Here is a 17396-nt window from a genome sequence, read left to right on the forward strand (position 1 = left end):
TGGGCTTTTCTGACATTATAGTTATTGTTTGGGATTTACATGATAGAAATACGACATTTGAAAACACTGACAGCCTTGAGAGAGCACGGTTCATTGGTTGCAGCAGCAGGTGACCTATGTCTGACTCCTTCGGCTGTATCTCACCAGTTGCGAGAGCTAGATCAATGGTTTGGTGTAGAAGTTGTCAATCGTCGTACACGTCCTATCAGTTTCTCTAATGTTGGCTTACGTCTATTGAAATTGGCCGATGAAGTATTGCCACAAGTTCAAATTACACAAAGCGACATTACACGTATTATTCATGGGCAAACTGGTCGGATTACTTTTTCTTCCGAATGCCATAGTTGTTTCGATTGGCTCATGCCCTTACTCAATCAATACCGTATTCAATATCCCGATGTCGATTTGGATTTTGCATCAGGATTTGAAGCAAATCCACATGAGTTATTGCAAAATGGCGAATTTGATTTATTGATTACTGCAGATCCGATTGCTTTGAAAGGTGTTGAATACTTTCCAGTGTTTGAGTATGAGTCTCGACTTGTCTTATCGACAACACATCCATTGGTGCGTGCAGAACACATTACTGTTCAAGAGTTGGCTGAAGAAACGCTTATTACATATCCAGTGGATAAACATCGTTTGGATATCATGTCTAAGCTATTTATTCCTGCAAATATTCAGCCGAAAAATATTCGAACCACCGACTTGACCCAAATGTTGATTCAGTTGGTTGCAAGCGGTCGTGGTATTGCCGCATTGCCTGATTGGGTGGTGAATGAATATGAGCAAAAAGGTTGGGTCACTTCACGACGTCTTAATTGTGTTGCACCTGAAGGTTTACGTCGTACCTTATATGCTGGTTTTAGAACGGATGAAAAAGACAAAGATTACTTTGATGGTTTCTTAAAGCAGCTTGAGCGATTCTCAAAGAAAAGAATCTCTTACTACAGTTAGTTCTCTGAGTCTTTATCATTGCATTATCCTAGGGGGGATTTAGACAATAATAGTTTTATGATTCAATGCACTAAATCAAATTTGGGTTCACATTGGGTAAAAAATAATTGCCACATTTTTTGCCACACTTTTTTTAAATCCTATCAAAAACTATCAAATGAAATTATATAAATGATTGAAAATACAAACAATTATATTTGATAGATTTTGATAGAGTTAAGCTTTAGCGGGTTCAACTCCCGCCACCTCCACCAAATACCCAACAAAACATGGCAAAATATGCCAAGTTTTAAAACGAAAAGGCTTGATTCTAAAGGGATTAAGCCTTTTTTCTTGCCTAAACATAACCAAATATAACTAGCCACAGTGTACATGCACCGTGTACACTGCCTTGTACATTGCAAGATTTATTGAATCCGCTGGTGTACAAGCCATGAAAAGAGCCGATATAAAACGCAGACCGTTATCAGATACCGTACTGGCTAACCTAGAACCTGAGTCAAAAGAGTATCGGGAACTGGACGGCGAAGGCTTATATTTTCGTGTGAAGCCTGATGGCAAAAAAGTATAGCTGTTCAGATATAAAAAAGCAGATGGTAAATGGTCATGGCTTGGGATAGGGGCTTATCCTGAATTGTCAGGCAAAGGCGCAAGAAAAAAAATATCTGAGATAATTCAAGACATATCACACGGCGATAATCCCATCATTTCCAAGCAAGAAAGAAAACTCCAAGAACTTGAGAAAAATAACGCTACTTTTGAGATATTGGCTCGTGAATGGCTAGACACTAAGAAGGAATCATGGGTAAAGGACACCATGACTAGAAATAAAGGTGCATTAGAAAAACATATATTTCCAGTTTTTGGCAAACGTTTGTACACCACCATAAAGCCGATTTAATGGATGAACCATTTAAAAGGCATCCAGCAGGAACAGGGGATATACGAGCAGGTAAACCGAGTTCGGGCTATGTGTCGTGATATATACGATTTTGCAAAGGTGACAGGCCGTATTGATTACAACCCATTAGAGGGCCTGCAAAAGTTCCTGCAACAAGGCGTAAAACAAAATATGTCACATGTCAGTGAGCTGGAGTTACCTGCGTTATTAAGAGCAATCAATACTTACCCAACTATGGACGATCGGATGGGCCTACAGCTTTTAGCTATGCTGTTCTGCCGACCTACCGAGCTAAGGGAAGCCAAATGGCAGGAGTTCGACCTGGAACAAGGCTTATGGAATATCCCAGCCGAGCGTATGAAGAAACGCCGGGAGCATATTGTACCGTTATCTGTACAGGCAATTGCCATATTAAGAGAATTGCAGACCTACCAAACCAATTCTGAATATTTATTTCCGAGCAGATCAGATAAGAGCAAGCCAAAGTCAGATACCGTTTTTATTATGGCCTTGCGCCGTATGGGGTATGAAGGCAGACAGACTCCACATGTATTTAGGCATATTGCCAGCACATTGTTAAACAATCGTGGTTTTGATGAACGTCATATTGAAGCAGCACTGGCCCATGTAAAGGACGGCGTGGCAGGTGTGTATAACAAGGCCCAGTACCTACAGGACAGGGCTAATATGATGCAATGGTACGCGAACCATTTAGAAGAAATCGCAGATCAGAGCATCATCCAGTTTAAAAAGGCTAAATGAGAATATATGTCGCGCTACTAGCCAATAAATGCACAAATAAAGGTAAATATAGATTATATTCAGTTTGCTAAGTCTAGCCTGACGGGGCGAAAGTCGGACACCCAATCCGATTCGCTTAGCATCATTTTGGGGATGCTGTGGGAGGCAAAGATGGCTTATATCAAGTTTAAAACAGATATGCCTGAATGGTTCGTTCTAGAAAAATATATTGAAAATCAATTAAATGCTACAGAAATTTTGCCTAATCTTATCTATCGTAAAATTCTACACGGATTTTTAACAAATAGATTGAAAGTCCAAGTTGTAAATCATGAACATGCCCACTACCAAAATTTTATTTTTGAACTGAAAGGAAATTTGAAATTATCTGATAAGAAGTTTTTTGGAAATTCTGAAACTATAAGACAGGAAATAATCTGTTTTATGTTTACTAATCTTCAAAAGAATCCTTTAAAACCATTTGATATTCAATTAGTTGATGAAAACCCTCTTATAGAGCCGATTGATTTATGTTTTAGTATTTTCATGAATGGATTTATTCAACATACAGAAACAAAACCTATCAAAGAATTAACGGCCATTGAGGTGGCTAGGAATTATTTTGCACTACCCCAAATTCATAGAAATTTTATCAAGTCAGAAATTCTTGCTTTTGGTTTTACACGTAATGATGATAACGAGCAAGAGCTACTTTTTGCTCATGAAGATAGAGAGGGTTTAACACGTGAAATTGTAGATGATTGTAGAGGCTCATTATTTTCATTGAACGTAAAAAACATGAAAAATAATAATCTAACTGATAATCCATTAGTTGAAGTCAACTTAAATTTTACAAATGCGTTTCTATTAAGGCAGTTTGAGCAGTGGTTAAACAGAAAGAGGATGCAAGTATCAAATAACAACATTTCTTATGAGGAAGATTTATTAGATGCTGACCCTAATACATTAGTTAATAAAATTAATGAGTATAGAATCTTTGCTTATCTAGATTTGTATTTTTGGCAGGCGATAGAAAAGCATAAAATTAAAAAATCTGTTTTTGCTATATCACTCTTTCCAAACGGTGAAAAAGGTGAAAGTGTTTTTAAAAATTTAGATGAAAATTTTTTACCACCATTACTGATTTATTCTCAATCCAAAGAAATGCGCAGATTGGTGAGTTTATATAATTTAGAAAAAATTGATTTGTGAAAATTTCTATTTTTTTATATTTAGCTTTTTTCCTTTTTAGATATACGTAGAAAATCATACTCGCCCATATTCTTTCATGTATGGGTTTTTTTATGACTATCAAACCAATCTGCGTCCAATTCAAAACCGCTTGTGAACTACTGGACATAAGCCGTGAATCATTGCGTCATATCGTGCGTACTGATGCAGCATTTCCGCGACCAATCAAAACAGGGGATACCAAACAGGCTCCAGTCTATTTTGACTATGCCGAGCTTGTAGAGTGGCATAACAGCCAAAAGCAAAGCCTTGCAGCTATGGAGGCTTAATCATGGAAATTACCCTACAGGATGCAATCAGCATCACCCAGCAGGCACAAAGCAAACTTGAGCAGATCAGCCGTGAAATAAACCGCGAACAGATAAAGAACCTTTTTATTGATGTGTCCGATTTCGCCTGTCTGGCCCTTGAATGCTTCACAGATGAAGTTAAAACAGAAGCCAATACAAAACAGATTGAGCAGGCAATTGACCTACTCGACCGTGTTTCTATCCGAGCCTCTGAACTAGGCCGAGAAGTATTTTTAAAGCCCTACTCAATTGATGACTACCTAAAGGCCGAGGCCAACAAGCTAAAGACCTTCACACAACTGGTACTTGATGTACTGAGTATCACAGACCCAGCCGATCTATACGCCTATGCCCTTGCCTCATATTGTCCGACTGGTGATTCGGATGAAGAAGCCGACTTGATCGTAAATGATGAGTCTATGAAGTTTTTAGAGGTTCGAGGCTTTAGCGGAACAGTCAAAGGGCTACGTGAAGAACACGCTGACATGATGAAACATGCAGATACTAAGGATGTTTTGATAGTTCATATCGGAACCATTCACAAGCTGTCTGATGCATTGTCAGGAATGGGAGCATAAGAACATGAATAACACCCAATTAAAGCAAGTCCTAGCACACCTCAAGCAAGGCAAAACTATTTCACAGGCCGAGGCTATCGACCTATTCAACTGCTACCGACTGAGCGCAATCATTCAGCGTTTACGAAATGCAGGCTATGACATTGTGACTCATTATGAGCGTAATAAGTCAGGTATTGGCAGACATGCACGGTATGAGCTTATTAAAGAGGTGGCAGCATGAACCCAGCTATTTTTAATTTTAATGAGCATGGCATTCGTGTTGTCTTGAGCAATACCAACGAGCCTTTATTTTGTTTGACTGACGTATGTAATGTCCTATCGGTAAGTATAACATCACATTTACTACGTGAACTAGGGCATGTCCTCATTTGAAGAATTGGTTTTAAATACTTAAAATCCTCCTTTGAGTTATTTTTATTTCTACATTTTCAATGGCACGCACTCTTCTTACCGATGATATCTGGCAGAAAATTCAAGATACTATGCGATTACATGGTTGCTACCCGATTTGATAAGCTTGCACGAAATTATCAGCCTATGATTCACATTGCTTGCATGTTTATTTGGTGCAAAGCCAAATGAGGACACGCCCTAGAAAATCCAAATCTGATACCGCCATAGATATCTATAATTTTAAATGATCTAAGGTTGAAATAAAGTCGGTAAATTTCTCACCTTGAATCACCACATGTGCTTTCAGTAAAGCCTCAGCTTCTTGCTCATGACCCGCAAAAATGGCCTCTAAGATTTCGCTATGTTCTGCAAAAGAATGATTCATTCGATGGTTGACGCGGAGTTGTAGGCGACGGTACGGGTGCAAACGTTTGTGTAAAGTACAGGCTTGTTCAATTAAAAAGGAATTATGACTAGCTTGATAAATGGCAAAGTGAAATAAACGATTGGCCTCATAATAATTTTCTGAATCGTTCTGATTTAAATAGTCCTCACATAACTGATGTAACTTCTGTAATTCTTGCTTTTCTTCAGGTTGAATACGTCGTGCAGCCAGTCGTCCACACATGGCTTCCAATTCAGCCATCACTTCGAACATTTCACAAAGGGTGAGTGGGTTAATGGCTGGAATAATTGCGCCACGACGTGGGCGAATTTCAACCAAACCTTCAGCAGCCAATAGCTTTAATGCCTCACGAATCGGGGTACGTGAGGCACCATAGCGTTTACACAGCTCTTGTTCATCCAGCTTAGTCCCAGGCAGGAAAAAGCCATAAATAATATCATCCTCTAACTTTTTACTAATTTGAATAGAAAGAGGGAGTTCAGCAATTGAAGTCATACATCACCAAAAAAATTGTATACAATTTATGTTTATTTGAGTGCAAAGTATTGTATCACTGGATACAGATAAGCTATAACTATAGCAAATTATAAGTCAGATTATTAGAAGTGCTGCATGATCCAGGGAGGATTCAGCAATGATTATTTACGGAACAGCCATACTGGCAGTCTGCCATTTACTTGGTGTTTATCTAGGCAATGCTCTCGGAATTGCCCTTGGTGTTCAAGCCAATGTAGGTGGTGTGGCAATCGCCATGATTTTATTAATTTTATCGAAGGAGCTTTTAGCTAAGCGTGGGCACTTACCTCAAGTGACTCAATTTGGTGTGTTGTACTGGTCAGGTATGTATATCCCAATCGTAGTCGCTATGTCGGCAGGACAAAACGTAGTTGCTGCTATGTCAGGCGGGATGTTGGGCCTGATTGTTTCGGTTGCGTCTTTGATTGGTACCGTCTTGGTGATTCGTTGGTTGAATAAATCCAGTGGCGATTATGAAAGCTATGAATGGGCGGTAGAGCAGAATGAAAAAGCCGCTTAAGGATAACGGTGTTGGATTAACACTAAATAATAATCAGTTGTACGCTTACAAGGAAGAAATGCGATGGAAGAAATAATTACGGTTTTTACCAAAAATGCCCTCGTCGCGGCACTCGCAGTGACTGGTTTGATGATGTATGTGTCGCATCTTTTGTCGAAATATCTCACCAAAGGTAAGTTACAAAGCTCAGCCATCGCCATCACCCTGGGGCTAGTCTTGGCCTATTTCGCAGGGATTTATACTCAAGGTGAAAAGGGTATTTCAGATATCGCTATCTTCTCAGGTTTTGCTTTACTCGGTGGTGCCATGATTCGTGACTTAGCCATTGCATCAACGGCGTTTGAAGTCGACATCAAAGAAGTGAAAAAAGCAGGAAAAGTGGGTTTGACCGCGCTTGGACTTGGCTGTGTGATTCCGTTTGTGATTGGTGCAATGGTGGCATGGTTGATGGGCTATAAAGATCCTGTTTCGATGACCACAATTGGTGCAGGGGCGATGACCTATATCGTTGGACCAGTTACGGGCACAGCCGTTGGAGCAAGCTCTGAAGTCATCGCGCTGTCGATTGCAATTGGTTTAATTAAATCAGTATTCTTTATGGTAGGCACGCCAATCTTTGCAAAATTTATGTATCTCAAAAGTCCACGTTCTGCCATGGTTTTTGGTGGCATGGCGGGGACGACCAGTGGTACAGCAGCAGGTTTAGCAGGAACTGATGTGCGTTTAGTGCCGTATGGTGCACTGGTCGCAACCTTTTATACCGGTCTTGGTTGTTTACTTGGACCATCTGTCTTTTTTCTCACAATCAATGCCATCTTCGGCTAAGCACAGCATACAGGTGACCTTATGAACCAAATGGTTAAGACGCGCTTATGGGATAAGCAACGCACCCGTAGACAAGAAAAACTGGCTCTTGCTAAAGAAAAAGGATTTACAAAACAAGTAGAGCATGCTCGTGTGATTGAACTTTTGGAAACCGTGATTTCCAGTGGGGATCGTGTGTGTTTGGAAGGAAATAACCAAAAGCAGGCCGATTTTTTATCCAAAAGTTTAAGCCAGTGTAATCCAGAGGTGATTCATAACTTACATATCGTACAGTCGGTATTGGCTTTACCCAGTCATATTGATGTCTTTGAAAAAGGTATTGCTTCTAAGGTCGATTTTTCCTTTGCAGGCCCACAAAGTCTACGTCTGGCCCAGTTAGTACAGCAGCAAAAAATTAGTATTGGTTCAATCCATACTTATCTAGAGCTGTATGGACGTTACTTTATTGATCTGACACCAAATGTGTGTTTGATTACGGCACATGCGGCCGACCGTGAAGGTAACCTTTATACAGGTGCCAATACTGAAGATACACCTGCAATTATTGAAGCAACTGCATTTAAAAGTGGTATTGTGATTGTACAGGTGAACGAAATTGTAGATAAGTTACCGCGTGTCGATGTACCCGCCGATTGGGTCGATTTTTATATCGAAAGTCCTAAGTACAACTATATAGAACCGTTATTCACACGCGACCCTGCACAAATTACTGAAGTGCAAATTTTAATGGCAATGATGGTCATTAAGGGAATATATGCACCTTATAAAATTCAGCGATTAAATCATGGCATTGGTTTTGACACTGCTGCGATTGAATTACTGTTACCTACCTATGCAGCATCCTTAGGATTAAAGGGACAGATCTGTACCAATTGGGCATTAAATCCACATCCGACTTTGATTCCAGCCATTGAAAGTGGATTTGTCGATTCGATTCATAGCTTCGGTTCTGAAGTGGGGATGGAAGACTATATTAAAGAACGTCCAGATGTTTTCTTTACAGGCAGTGATGGCAGCATGCGTTCCAATCGAGCCTTTAGCCAGACTGCAGGTTTATATGCTTGTGATCTCTTCATTGGTTCGACTCTACAGATTGACTTACAGGGTAACAGTTCAACTGCAACCGTAGACCGTATTTCTGGTTTTGGCGGCGCGCCGAATATGGGTTCTGACCCGCATGGGCGCCGTCATGCCAGTCATGCCTATACCAAAGCAGGTCGTGAAGCGGTCGACGGTAAACTCATTAAAGGACGTAAGTTAGTAGTGCAGTTGGTCGAAACCTACCGTGAACATATGCATCCTGTATTTGTAGAAGAGTTAGATGCGTGGCAGTTGCAGAAAAAAATGGAGAGCGAACTCCCGCCAATCATGATTTATGGCGAAGACGTAACCCATATTGTGACGGAAGAAGGTATTGCCAACTTACTGTTATGTCGCACACCTGAAGAACGTGAACAAGCGATTCGTGGTGTGGCAGGTTATACCCCGGTTGGTATGCAGCGTGATGATGCCAAAGTGGAAGAGTTACGCCAGCGCGGTATTATTCAACGTCCAGAAGATTTGGATATCGATCCAACACAGGCCAGCCGTGATTTGTTAGCGGCAAAATCGGTAAAAGATTTAGTTAAATGGTCGGGTGGTTTATATAGTCCCCCAAGTCGCTTTAGAAACTGGTGATCGACATGGAAAAGTTAAAATTTGAATTGCAATCAGCACCGCTGAGTGCTGAACAAGCTGCAGTGATTTGTGGCGTGGTCGGTTCTGGAAATTTAGAAGTATTGGTTTCACAGCATGATCAGGCGGATATTTGTCAGATTGAAGTCACTACATCAGCGGTCGGTTTTCAACATGTTTGGCAGTCTGTACTGAATGAGTTTGCACAACGTCATGCGGTGGCAGGGCTTAAATTTCAGTTAAATGATATGGGGGCGACTCCAGCGGTAGTGAACCTGCGCTTAAGCCAAGCAATATCTATGTTTAAGGGAGTATAGAACATGGATCAAGTGATGCTCAAAAACAGTTTTTATGAAAAAACCGCACGTGCGCGTATTCAAGCGGTCGTCGATACTCATAGTTTTAATGAAATATTAAAGCCAACTGAGGTTGAAGTCAGCCCACATCTCTCTGCTTTGGATATTCCGGGAAGTTTTGATGATGGCGTGATTATTGGTACAGCGCGTTTGAATGGAACACCAGTGCATATTATGGCCCAAGAAGGCCAGTTTATGGGCGGTGCTGTGGGTGAAATCCACGGGGCGAAAATTGTTGGTCTCTTGCATAAGGCTATTCAAGATCAGGCGCAAGCGGTACTGTTTTTTGTGGACTCAGGTGGCGTGCGTCTGCATGAAGCCAATGCTGGTCTTATCGCCATTTCCGAAATTATGCGTGCGATGTTGCAGGTAAGAAATGCAGGTATTCCGATTATTACCGTAATTGGCGGAATCTGTGGCGCTTTCGGTGGTATGGGTATCAGCGCTTGTTTGAGCAGTACCATCATCATGACCGAAGAAGGGCGTTTGGCGCTATCTGGCCCAGAAGTGATTGAAACGGTCAAAGGCGTAGAAGAGTTTGACTCGAAAGATCGTGCATTGGTTTGGCGTGTTACAGGCGGTAAACATCGTTATTTGCTGAATCACGTACAGGCTTTGGTTGAGGATGATACTGTCGACATTCGTGATGCAATTTTAACGCAACTCGACGCTAAGGTAGCTCCTTTAGACTTAGAACAATTATTGCGACAGCAACAACAGCTTGAAGAGCAGTACCAACACTGGTTCGGTAAAAATGATGGTCTACAAATCTGGCACGAAATGGGAATTTCCCAGCCAGAAAAAATTCCGATGTTGTCTGCCCATGAAGTTGTACTGTTAAAGCAAGGATGAGCTCATGAATACAGAATTACTTTTACAACAGTTGTTTCCTCATCAACTGAATTATCAGATCGAAGGTTATGTGATTAAGGGTAGTGCTCAGACCGACGCAGGTCCGGTGCGGATTCTCGGCACAGTCAATGCAGCACCCATTAACCAACAGATTGCCATGGAACTGGCAGGTGAAATCTTACAGCTGGTACAGCAGAAGCAACAAACACCCGTGGTGTTTATTGTGGATACGCAAGGCCAGGACCTTTCTCGCGCAGATGAATTACTCTGCTTAAACAGAACCTTTGCCCATTTGGCATCCTGTGTAGATTTACTGCGCAGAAGTGGACACGCCAACCTCGCGATTATTTTTGGCCAAGCCGTCAGTGGTGGATTCCTTTCCTATGGCTTAATGGCGAACGAAGTCTATGCACTGAGTGATTCCCAAGTGAAAGTCATGGACTTAAACGCGATGGCACGGGTGACAAAAATTCCCGCTGATAAGTTAAAAGAACTTTCACAAAGTTCAGCTATTTTTGCTCCCGGTGCGGAAAACTTTTACAAGATGGGTGCAATCAATGCCATTTGGCCAGATTTGGAGACCGATTGGGTTAGCCAAGTGCTGTTAAATCAACAACAACATATTGAATCTTATCTTGTGGATCAACGTCGTATAGTTGGGCAACAGCGTCAAGGACGCGTGTTGTGTAATAACATAATCGAGAAAGTCGTTCATAGTTAAGGAAAGCAGATATGGATCGTCATGACTTTGCTTATCTGCGTGATTCAGCCACTTTACAATTTTTGGATGTTTCTTTACCTGAAACAGTGAAACTGAAAGTGTCTCAATTGCTGAGTCAACATGTTCCAATGACTGTTTGCCGGCAGGAAGGGCTGGATGCGGGACAGGTGAAGTTGGCGATCAACTGTTTGGTGAAAGGTTATAAATATCGTGTGGCCTGTTGGGTCGAAGAATACGATATTGAACAGATCACTCGACCGCTTTCTCTACGGGCCTTGTTAAAAGCTGACTTACAGATCCTCCAGCGTGAGATCCTAAGTGATTTTGCAGACAAGCTAGAACAACGGGGCTGTGAAGTATATGTCTATGGCTCTTATGCCTACCAAGCTCTCACGCGGGAGGCCTATGTCAGACCGGTTTCAGATTTAGATGTGCTGTTATATCCACAGCATCAAAATCATGTGCCGGAAATTTTACAGTTGATACAACAAGTCCAAGCACAGAGTTCAGTTCATTTAGACGGCGAGATTCAAATCCATCCAGACTGGCATGTGTCATTTAATGAGTTAATTACAGTTTTTCCTGTAATGAAACAGCAAGTGATTGTAAAAGGAATTCAGCGTGTGGATATGCTGAGATTAGAACAACTATTTGAAGGGAATCTTGAATATGCATATGCTAGCATTAGGTGAAGTTTTATATCCGAATATTATCAGTACTGCTGAACGCTTAGACCATCTGGCTTGTATGGCACTATTGGATGAAGCTAGCTTAGAACATAAGCCCGGTTTGGTTTGTCCAGGTTCTCAGGGCAGTCATAGTGATATGGACTTTAGCTTATTCCAATCCAGTGTCGATGCTTTACAAGGCTATTTTCAGGCGCAATTTTTAAATGGCTATCGCAATGTTGAATTAGAAAAGATTCGGCAGTGTGGCATTTTAGCTGAACAGAAAATGTTGAGGGCAACAAGACAGATTAATACGCATAAAGGTGCGATTTTTAATTTGGGTTTTGCCAGTGCTGCAGTAGGACAGTGTTTAGCAGCCAACAGTCAGTTGAACGCAGGCTCAATCAGTCAAAAAATTCAAAATACGTGGCGTCATGATCTATTAAATCATTTGCAACGTGACCCGAATAGTCATGGGCAACGTATGCGTAGCCAATATGGCATCACAGGCGCGATTGAAGAAGTAGCTTCAGGTTTCAAAACAGTGATGGAGGTTGCTCTACCAGCATATATCGACATTTACGCCAAAACAGCCAATATCCAACAGGCTTCAATTCAAAGCCTATTCAGCCTTATGGCTTATGTACAAGATACCAATATTGTTTGGCGCGGCGGTTTATCGGCCTTATATCTTGTGCAGGATATAGCAAAACAGTTTTTAGTAAGAGGTGGTGTACTACAACAGCACTGGGTAAAAGATGTGTCTAAAATAGAAAATTATTTTGTTCAACATCGTTTAAGTCCAGGTGGTAGTGCGGATTTACTGGGAGTAACTTTGTTCTTGATAAAGGTAGAAAATGAATTTCGCAATCATATTTAGTGGTCAAGGACTTCAGAACTTAGCGCATGTGCATGAGCTCCGAAGCATGGCGAAAGAACTGCAAGTAGTAGATGAATTAGAACTGTATTTGCCGAAGCTATTTTATTCAGATTTAACTGAAGCTGATCTGTATCCGAATGAGTTCGCGCAGCCTTTTATTTTTGCTTTGCAATGGTGTCGTTGGCAAAAGTTAAAACCTGAGATTGGGGACCTTATGAGCTTCTCAGGTTATTCTCTTGGAGAGTTAAGTGCACTCATTTGTGCAACACAGATAGGTTTGGAACAAGGCCTGTATTTAGCCCAGCAGCGTGCCTCGTTGATGTCTTCAGCTGCGCAGGACGCAAGTGGCTTAATAGCTGTCCAGGGAATCAATCTTAATACGCTTGAACCATTATTGACTGAAACGTCAACCTCACTTTCCATTAAACTGAGTGATAGTAGTTTTGTCGTGGGCGGAGCTGATGCCAATTTACAACAGCTGGTTCAGCAACTTGAATTGCGAGGAACACGTTTTGTTAAACGGTTGAATGTTACCATTGCATCGCATACTGTATGGATGGATGCTGCAGTTCAGCCATATCAGCAGGTTTTACAGCAACAAGACTTCGCTCGTTTATGCACGGCCATGATTAGCGGTTCGGGTGGACATAAGTTTTTTAAGACCACAGATGCAGTTAATGCGCTGATTCACCAAATGAATCATGCTATTGACTGGGATGCCTGTTTAACAGTAATACAAGAAAACCAGCCTGATATGGTATTAGAAATTGGGCCAGGCAGTGCCTTGAGTAAAATGCTATTAGAACGCAATCCAAATTGTCTCGTGCGTGCAGTGGATGATTTTAAAAGTTGGTCTGGGTTGCAGGCATGGTTAGACAAACAGTCTAGAATTTAATTTAACCGCGAATCGTGGATAAGAAATTGACTTGAAAGATAAAAGGACTAGAGCCATTAGTTGAGTTACCACACAAAACCTTAAGCCCTAGTGTTTAATAGTGCCGAATTATTTTGTGTAATTAATGATTTTTTTCTTAAATTTCAAACAACTTATTGAAAATTTCTAAAGCAAATCCGTCGCTATTTAAGAATCCGATGGGTGTAACTGAGTCTCTCAGAAATCATCTTTATTGCAATTTAGTATAAATGTTCTAACTTTATTAATTTCTTAGATTAGCATTTGAAGTGCAACACCATGTTGTTGCCATAATACCTGACTCGGACTTTTAAAGCCGAGTCTTTTTCTTGGACGATGATTCAAGCGCTGAGTAATTTCTGCAATATATGCATCCGTATAGTCATTCAAGTCACTGCCTTTTCTAATATATTGTCTGATCAATCCATTCGTATTTTCATTTGTTCCACGCTGCCAGGCGCTATAGGGATCAGCGAAATACCAGTCGACATCTAATTCCTGAGCAGCATACTCATGCAGGCTGAACTCTTTACCATTGTCCGCGGTAATTGTTTTTAGGTGTGCTTTGATCGGTTCCAATAATCTGATCGTAGCCTGGCAAACTTCCTCAGCCTTGCGCGTGCTGCACTTTTTCAGCCAAAGATAACCTGTCTTCCGATCTACAATTGAAACCAGAGATTGTTGGTGGTTCTTGCCAACTATCGTATCTATTTCCAAATCACCAAAGCGGGAGCGCTGCTCAATCTCAGCAGGTCGATCGTGAATGCTTTTGCGGTTTGTCAGTTGGCCACGAGTCTCGATAGAGCCATATTTTCTCTTCCTTTGATTTCTGAAACGTAAGTTGTGGAAGAGCACACCACCTCTGCTTTTATCCTGCTGTATAAACCTGTATATGGAATGCAGACTGACTGAAACATTAGAAGCAATCTGTTCGGGACTCCATTGGAGATCAAGATAAGCAATGACTTGTACCCAAGTATCATAAGGGATTGTTTTGGGATTAGGACAATGCCGTCTGCGAGCTAATTTATTGGCATGTTGAGCGAAATAACCATTCCTTGCCCGATTGCGTGCTATTTCTCTGGAAATAGTGGAAGGCGAACGATTTAGCCTCCAGGCGATATAACGCTTAGAAAAACCTTCACGTAACAATGTGGAAATCTGATATCTTTCTTCTTGAGTAAGATGAGTATAGTTCATGATGCAACTTTGACTTTGGTCGGTCGGAAGCAAAATGCTAGCTCATCTTGCTTCCTTCCAATAATTTAATCTCTGTTGCACTTCATTTGAGAATCCAAGTTAAATTTATAAATGGCCTGTTTTTAATAATCAAGTTATTAAATACATAGATCAGCACTAAAGGGGTTAAGATGAGAAAGTTTATTATTTTTAATTTTATGTGAGTCAAAAGTGAATACTAATCAAAATCCTGATCGTCCACTTTATATTCCATATGCAGGCAATACTTTACTTGAGTTGCCTCTACTGAATAAAGGGTCAGCTTTTTCAGAAGAAGAGCGTATAAACTTTAACTTGAAGGGGCTTATCCCTCAAGTTATTGAGAGTATTGAAGAACAAAGTCATCGCTCATATCAGCAGTATCGTACCTTCAATGAAGATATTAATAAGCATATTTATCTAAGAAATATTCAAGATACCAATGAAACCCTGTTCTATCATTTAATTGAAAATCATTTAAGTGAAATGATGCCAATTATTTATACCCCGACTGTGGGGGAGGCATGTCAGCGCTTTTCAGATATTTATCGTCGCCATCGCGGTATTTTTATTTCATACCCGGATCGCCATCATATTGATGACATTTTACATAATGTAAACCGGAGAAATGTCAAAGTAATCGTGCTTACAGACGGTGAGCGCATTTTGGGATTAGGTGATCAGGGAATTGGTGGAATGGGAATCCCGATTGGAAAATTATCCTTATATACTGCCTGTGGCGGTATTAGTCCTGCCTACACACTGCCCATTACTTTAGATGTGGGAACCAATAACCAGCAATTATTGAATGATCCGATTTATATGGGCTGGTCTCAACCGCGTATCACCGGGGATGAGTATTTTGAGTTTGTAGATAAAGTGATCCAGGCGATCCAGAGAAGATGGCCGCAAGCACTGATTCAGTTTGAAGATTTTGCCCAGCATAATGCGATGCCTTTGTTAGAAAAATACCGGGATCAGGTATGCTGTTTTAATGATGATATTCAGGGAACGGCTGCTGTAGCAGTTGGAAGCCTGATAGCAGCTTCACATGCATCCAATAAACAGTTAAAAGATCAAACGGTTGCCTTTTTAGGCGCTGGATCGGCCGGTTGTGGTATTGCAGAGCAGATTATTGCCCAGATGGTAGCAGAAGGTCTAACCGATGCCGAGGCAAGAAAACGGGTATTTATGGTTGACCGCTTTGGCCTGATCACAGAAAATCAGCCAAATTTACTGAATTTCCAAAGAAAATTAGCTCAAGATCTGAAAAATATTGCTGGATGGGCGGAGGCTGAACAGACCATATCCTTGCTGGATGTGGTTAAATTTGCCAAACCCACGGTGTTAATCGGGGTTTCTGGGCAGCCCGGCTTATTTAGTAAAGATATTATCACTGCCATGGCGCAGAACTGCGAATCTCCAATTATTTTTCCTTTATCGAATCCAACCTCTCAAGTGGAAGCTGTGCCTGCTGATATTATCCAGTGGACACAGGGCAAGGCACTGATTGCTACCGGTAGTCCATTTGCACCCGTCAATTATCACGAAGAGATTTATCATATCTCTCAATGCAATAATTCTTATATCTTTCCAGGTATAGGGATGGGGGTTATTGCTTCAGGGGCTACACGCGTGACCAATAAAATGCTGATGGCATCAAGTAATGCTCTGGCAGAATGCTCGCCAAAATTAACAGATCCAAAAGCAAATTTACTTCCGGAATTGGATCAGATTCAGCATATTTCGAAAGTGATTGCTTTAAAAGTCGCTCAGGCTGCCATGGAAGAAGGGGTTGCTCCAAAGCTGACTTTGGAAGAGTTGGAGGAAAAAATTAACAGTAATTTCTGGCGTCCTCAATATCGTAAATATCATCGTATTACATTTTAAGGATGAGTAGGTTGTATTAACAACAAGCTTTTAGAAGCTAAAGCTTGAGGAGTGTGGGCTATTAAGAGCAAGTAAGATGCCAGCGTTCCGGAAAATCTTATTTTAATTAAAGAAGGTGAACATACTGTCAGTACATGGTAGTGCCTGGTCAAGGGTGACTTTGCTTTCGCAAAGACTTGAAGAATGCCAAGTGATGGATTGAGGAGTGCTTAAGGTTTTAAGCTGATCCACTCGCTTTGCAGGCCACTACACTTTATTTGCAATCCTGTGTTGTGGAAGTAGGGGATCTTGTACTCGCCCAGTATGTTCGCGTTGAATTATAACCTGAAATCAGAGAGATTTCAGGTTTCGAGCAAGTCAATTTTCCAGTTGCTGGCTTGAATTAAGACGTTTAAATCACGTAGTTTTACACTAATATCATCGGCCTGTTTCTGTAAGGAAGAAACAGGAATGACTTTATGCCATTTGATCTCACGTGTACTGTAACGATCGGGTTCACGAGAACTACTACTGATGGCGGCCGTTAAGACTTTATGACACTCTACCAGCTCATCACGCAAAGTAAGTAAGGCCAGCAAAGAACGACCATCACTTAACTTTGTTAGGGCATTGGTTTGATGAATGGCATACACCAGTTTCTGGGATTCTTGAGTAAGGGCAAATACCTGTTTTAACAACTCATTGGGATCTTCCGAGGGTTCATCCCCATCCTGTACCAGTACATTTGCATTGATACGTTGCTTGAGTGACGCAAGTTTTTTTTGTTGATCACTTCTAAGCAAAAGGGCTTCTGCTAATTTCATTTTTCACCTGTGAATGGTTTTCTTGATTTCATTACTGAGT

The 17396-nt window shown here is 41.1% G+C and carries 18 protein-coding genes and 2 pseudogenes; 17 read left to right on the forward strand and 3 right to left on the reverse strand.

Annotated features, from left to right (window positions below; genetic code table 11):
* Window positions 1–39 precede the first annotated feature (39 nt).
* From NI467_RS03650 to NI467_RS03675, 6 genes and pseudogenes are all read left to right on the forward strand, one after another.
* Window positions 40–957: a LysR family transcriptional regulator gene (locus NI467_RS03650; RefSeq protein WP_253150973.1), complete on the forward strand. Its 918-nt coding sequence runs from the start codon at window positions 40–42 to the stop codon at window positions 955–957.
* 433 nt (window positions 958–1390) lie between these two features.
* Window positions 1391–2620, forward strand: a pseudogene (locus NI467_RS03655) (tyrosine-type recombinase/integrase).
* A 150-nt stretch (window positions 2621–2770) separates the two neighbouring features.
* Window positions 2771–3811 carry a DUF6387 family protein gene (locus NI467_RS03660; protein WP_253150975.1) on the forward strand — a complete coding sequence of 347 codons (1041 nt, stop codon included), beginning with the start codon at window positions 2771–2773 and terminating at the stop codon, window positions 3809–3811.
* A gap of 92 nt (window positions 3812–3903) precedes the next feature.
* Window positions 3904–4119, forward strand: a complete 216-nt coding sequence (locus NI467_RS03665; RefSeq protein WP_253150977.1) for a transcriptional regulator — start codon at window positions 3904–3906, stop codon at window positions 4117–4119.
* A gap of 2 nt (window positions 4120–4121) precedes the next feature.
* Window positions 4122–4718, forward strand: a complete 597-nt coding sequence (locus tag NI467_RS03670) for a hypothetical protein (RefSeq protein ID WP_253150979.1) — start codon at window positions 4122–4124, stop codon at window positions 4716–4718.
* A gap of 4 nt (window positions 4719–4722) precedes the next feature.
* On the forward strand, window positions 4723–4941 hold the full coding sequence (locus tag NI467_RS03675; RefSeq protein ID WP_160232519.1) for a helix-turn-helix domain-containing protein: 219 nt from the start codon (window positions 4723–4725) through the stop codon (window positions 4939–4941).
* A 405-nt stretch (window positions 4942–5346) separates the two neighbouring features.
* On the opposite strand, the gene NI467_RS03680 is transcribed toward NI467_RS03675, so the two are convergent.
* Window positions 5347–6015, reverse strand: a complete 669-nt coding sequence (locus NI467_RS03680; protein WP_253150981.1) for a GntR family transcriptional regulator — start codon at window positions 6013–6015, stop codon at window positions 5347–5349.
* 139 nt (window positions 6016–6154) lie between these two features.
* On the opposite strand from NI467_RS03680, the gene madL reads away from it, so the two are divergent.
* The 10 genes and pseudogenes from madL to NI467_RS03730 form a co-directional block, all read left to right on the forward strand.
* On the forward strand, window positions 6155–6556 hold the full coding sequence (madL, locus tag NI467_RS03685) for a malonate transporter subunit MadL (RefSeq protein WP_253150983.1): 402 nt from the start codon (window positions 6155–6157) through the stop codon (window positions 6554–6556).
* A 63-nt stretch (window positions 6557–6619) separates the two neighbouring features.
* A complete protein-coding gene (gene madM, locus NI467_RS03690) occupies window positions 6620–7381 on the forward strand; it encodes a malonate transporter subunit MadM (RefSeq protein WP_253150985.1) in 762 nt (253 codons plus the stop codon).
* 21 nt (window positions 7382–7402) lie between these two features.
* Complete coding sequence (gene mdcA, locus NI467_RS03695) at window positions 7403–9058, forward strand: malonate decarboxylase subunit alpha (protein ID WP_253150987.1); 1656 nt, start codon at window positions 7403–7405, stop codon at window positions 9056–9058.
* A gap of 5 nt (window positions 9059–9063) precedes the next feature.
* Window positions 9064–9372 carry a malonate decarboxylase acyl carrier protein gene (mdcC, locus tag NI467_RS03700; RefSeq protein ID WP_016166424.1) on the forward strand — a complete coding sequence of 103 codons (309 nt, stop codon included), beginning with the start codon at window positions 9064–9066 and terminating at the stop codon, window positions 9370–9372.
* Between the two features lie 3 nt (window positions 9373–9375).
* Window positions 9376–10263, forward strand: a complete 888-nt coding sequence (locus tag NI467_RS03705; RefSeq protein ID WP_253150989.1) for a biotin-independent malonate decarboxylase subunit beta — start codon at window positions 9376–9378, stop codon at window positions 10261–10263.
* Between the two features lie 4 nt (window positions 10264–10267).
* The gene (mdcE, locus tag NI467_RS03710; protein WP_253150990.1) at window positions 10268–10984 is read left to right on the forward strand and encodes a biotin-independent malonate decarboxylase subunit gamma; all 717 of its coding nucleotides are present in this window, start codon (window positions 10268–10270) and stop codon (window positions 10982–10984) included.
* Window positions 10985–10995: 11 nt separating this feature from the next.
* Window positions 10996–11676 (forward strand): malonate decarboxylase holo-[acyl-carrier-protein] synthase, encoded by a 681-nt coding sequence (gene mdcG / locus NI467_RS03715; RefSeq protein ID WP_253150992.1) that lies wholly within the window; start codon window positions 10996–10998, stop codon window positions 11674–11676.
* Window positions 11654–12532, forward strand: a complete 879-nt coding sequence (gene mdcB / locus NI467_RS03720) for a triphosphoribosyl-dephospho-CoA synthase MdcB (RefSeq protein ID WP_253150994.1) — start codon at window positions 11654–11656, stop codon at window positions 12530–12532. Before mdcG ends, mdcB begins: the two co-directional genes overlap by 23 nt.
* A 46-nt stretch (window positions 12533–12578) precedes the next feature.
* Window positions 12579–13427: an acyltransferase domain-containing protein gene (locus NI467_RS03725; RefSeq protein WP_253150996.1), complete on the forward strand. Its 849-nt coding sequence runs from the start codon at window positions 12579–12581 to the stop codon at window positions 13425–13427.
* Window positions 13428–13517: 90 nt separating this feature from the next.
* Window positions 13518–13667: pseudogene (locus NI467_RS03730) on the forward strand (IS982 family transposase); the annotation flags it as partial.
* Window positions 13668–13697: 30 nt separating this feature from the next.
* Here the strand turns inward: NI467_RS03730 and NI467_RS03735 are convergent.
* Window positions 13698–14645, reverse strand: coding sequence for an IS30 family transposase (locus tag NI467_RS03735; protein ID WP_253150998.1), 948 nt, complete (start codon window positions 14643–14645; stop codon window positions 13698–13700).
* 210 nt (window positions 14646–14855) lie between these two features.
* Here NI467_RS03735 and NI467_RS03740 point away from each other — a divergent pair, with 210 nt between their 5' ends.
* Window positions 14856–16553, forward strand: coding sequence for an NAD-dependent malic enzyme (locus tag NI467_RS03740; RefSeq protein ID WP_151204241.1), 1698 nt, complete (start codon window positions 14856–14858; stop codon window positions 16551–16553).
* Between the two features lie 341 nt (window positions 16554–16894).
* Here NI467_RS03740 and NI467_RS03745 read toward each other — a convergent pair whose 3' ends face one another.
* Complete coding sequence (locus NI467_RS03745; RefSeq protein ID WP_151204242.1) at window positions 16895–17356, reverse strand: DIP1984 family protein; 462 nt, start codon at window positions 17354–17356, stop codon at window positions 16895–16897.
* Window positions 17357–17396 lie beyond the last annotated feature (40 nt).

Source organism: Acinetobacter sp. S4397-1 (genome assembly GCF_024129285.1).
Taxonomy (GTDB): Bacteria; Pseudomonadota; Gammaproteobacteria; order Pseudomonadales; family Moraxellaceae; genus Acinetobacter; species Acinetobacter lwoffii_C.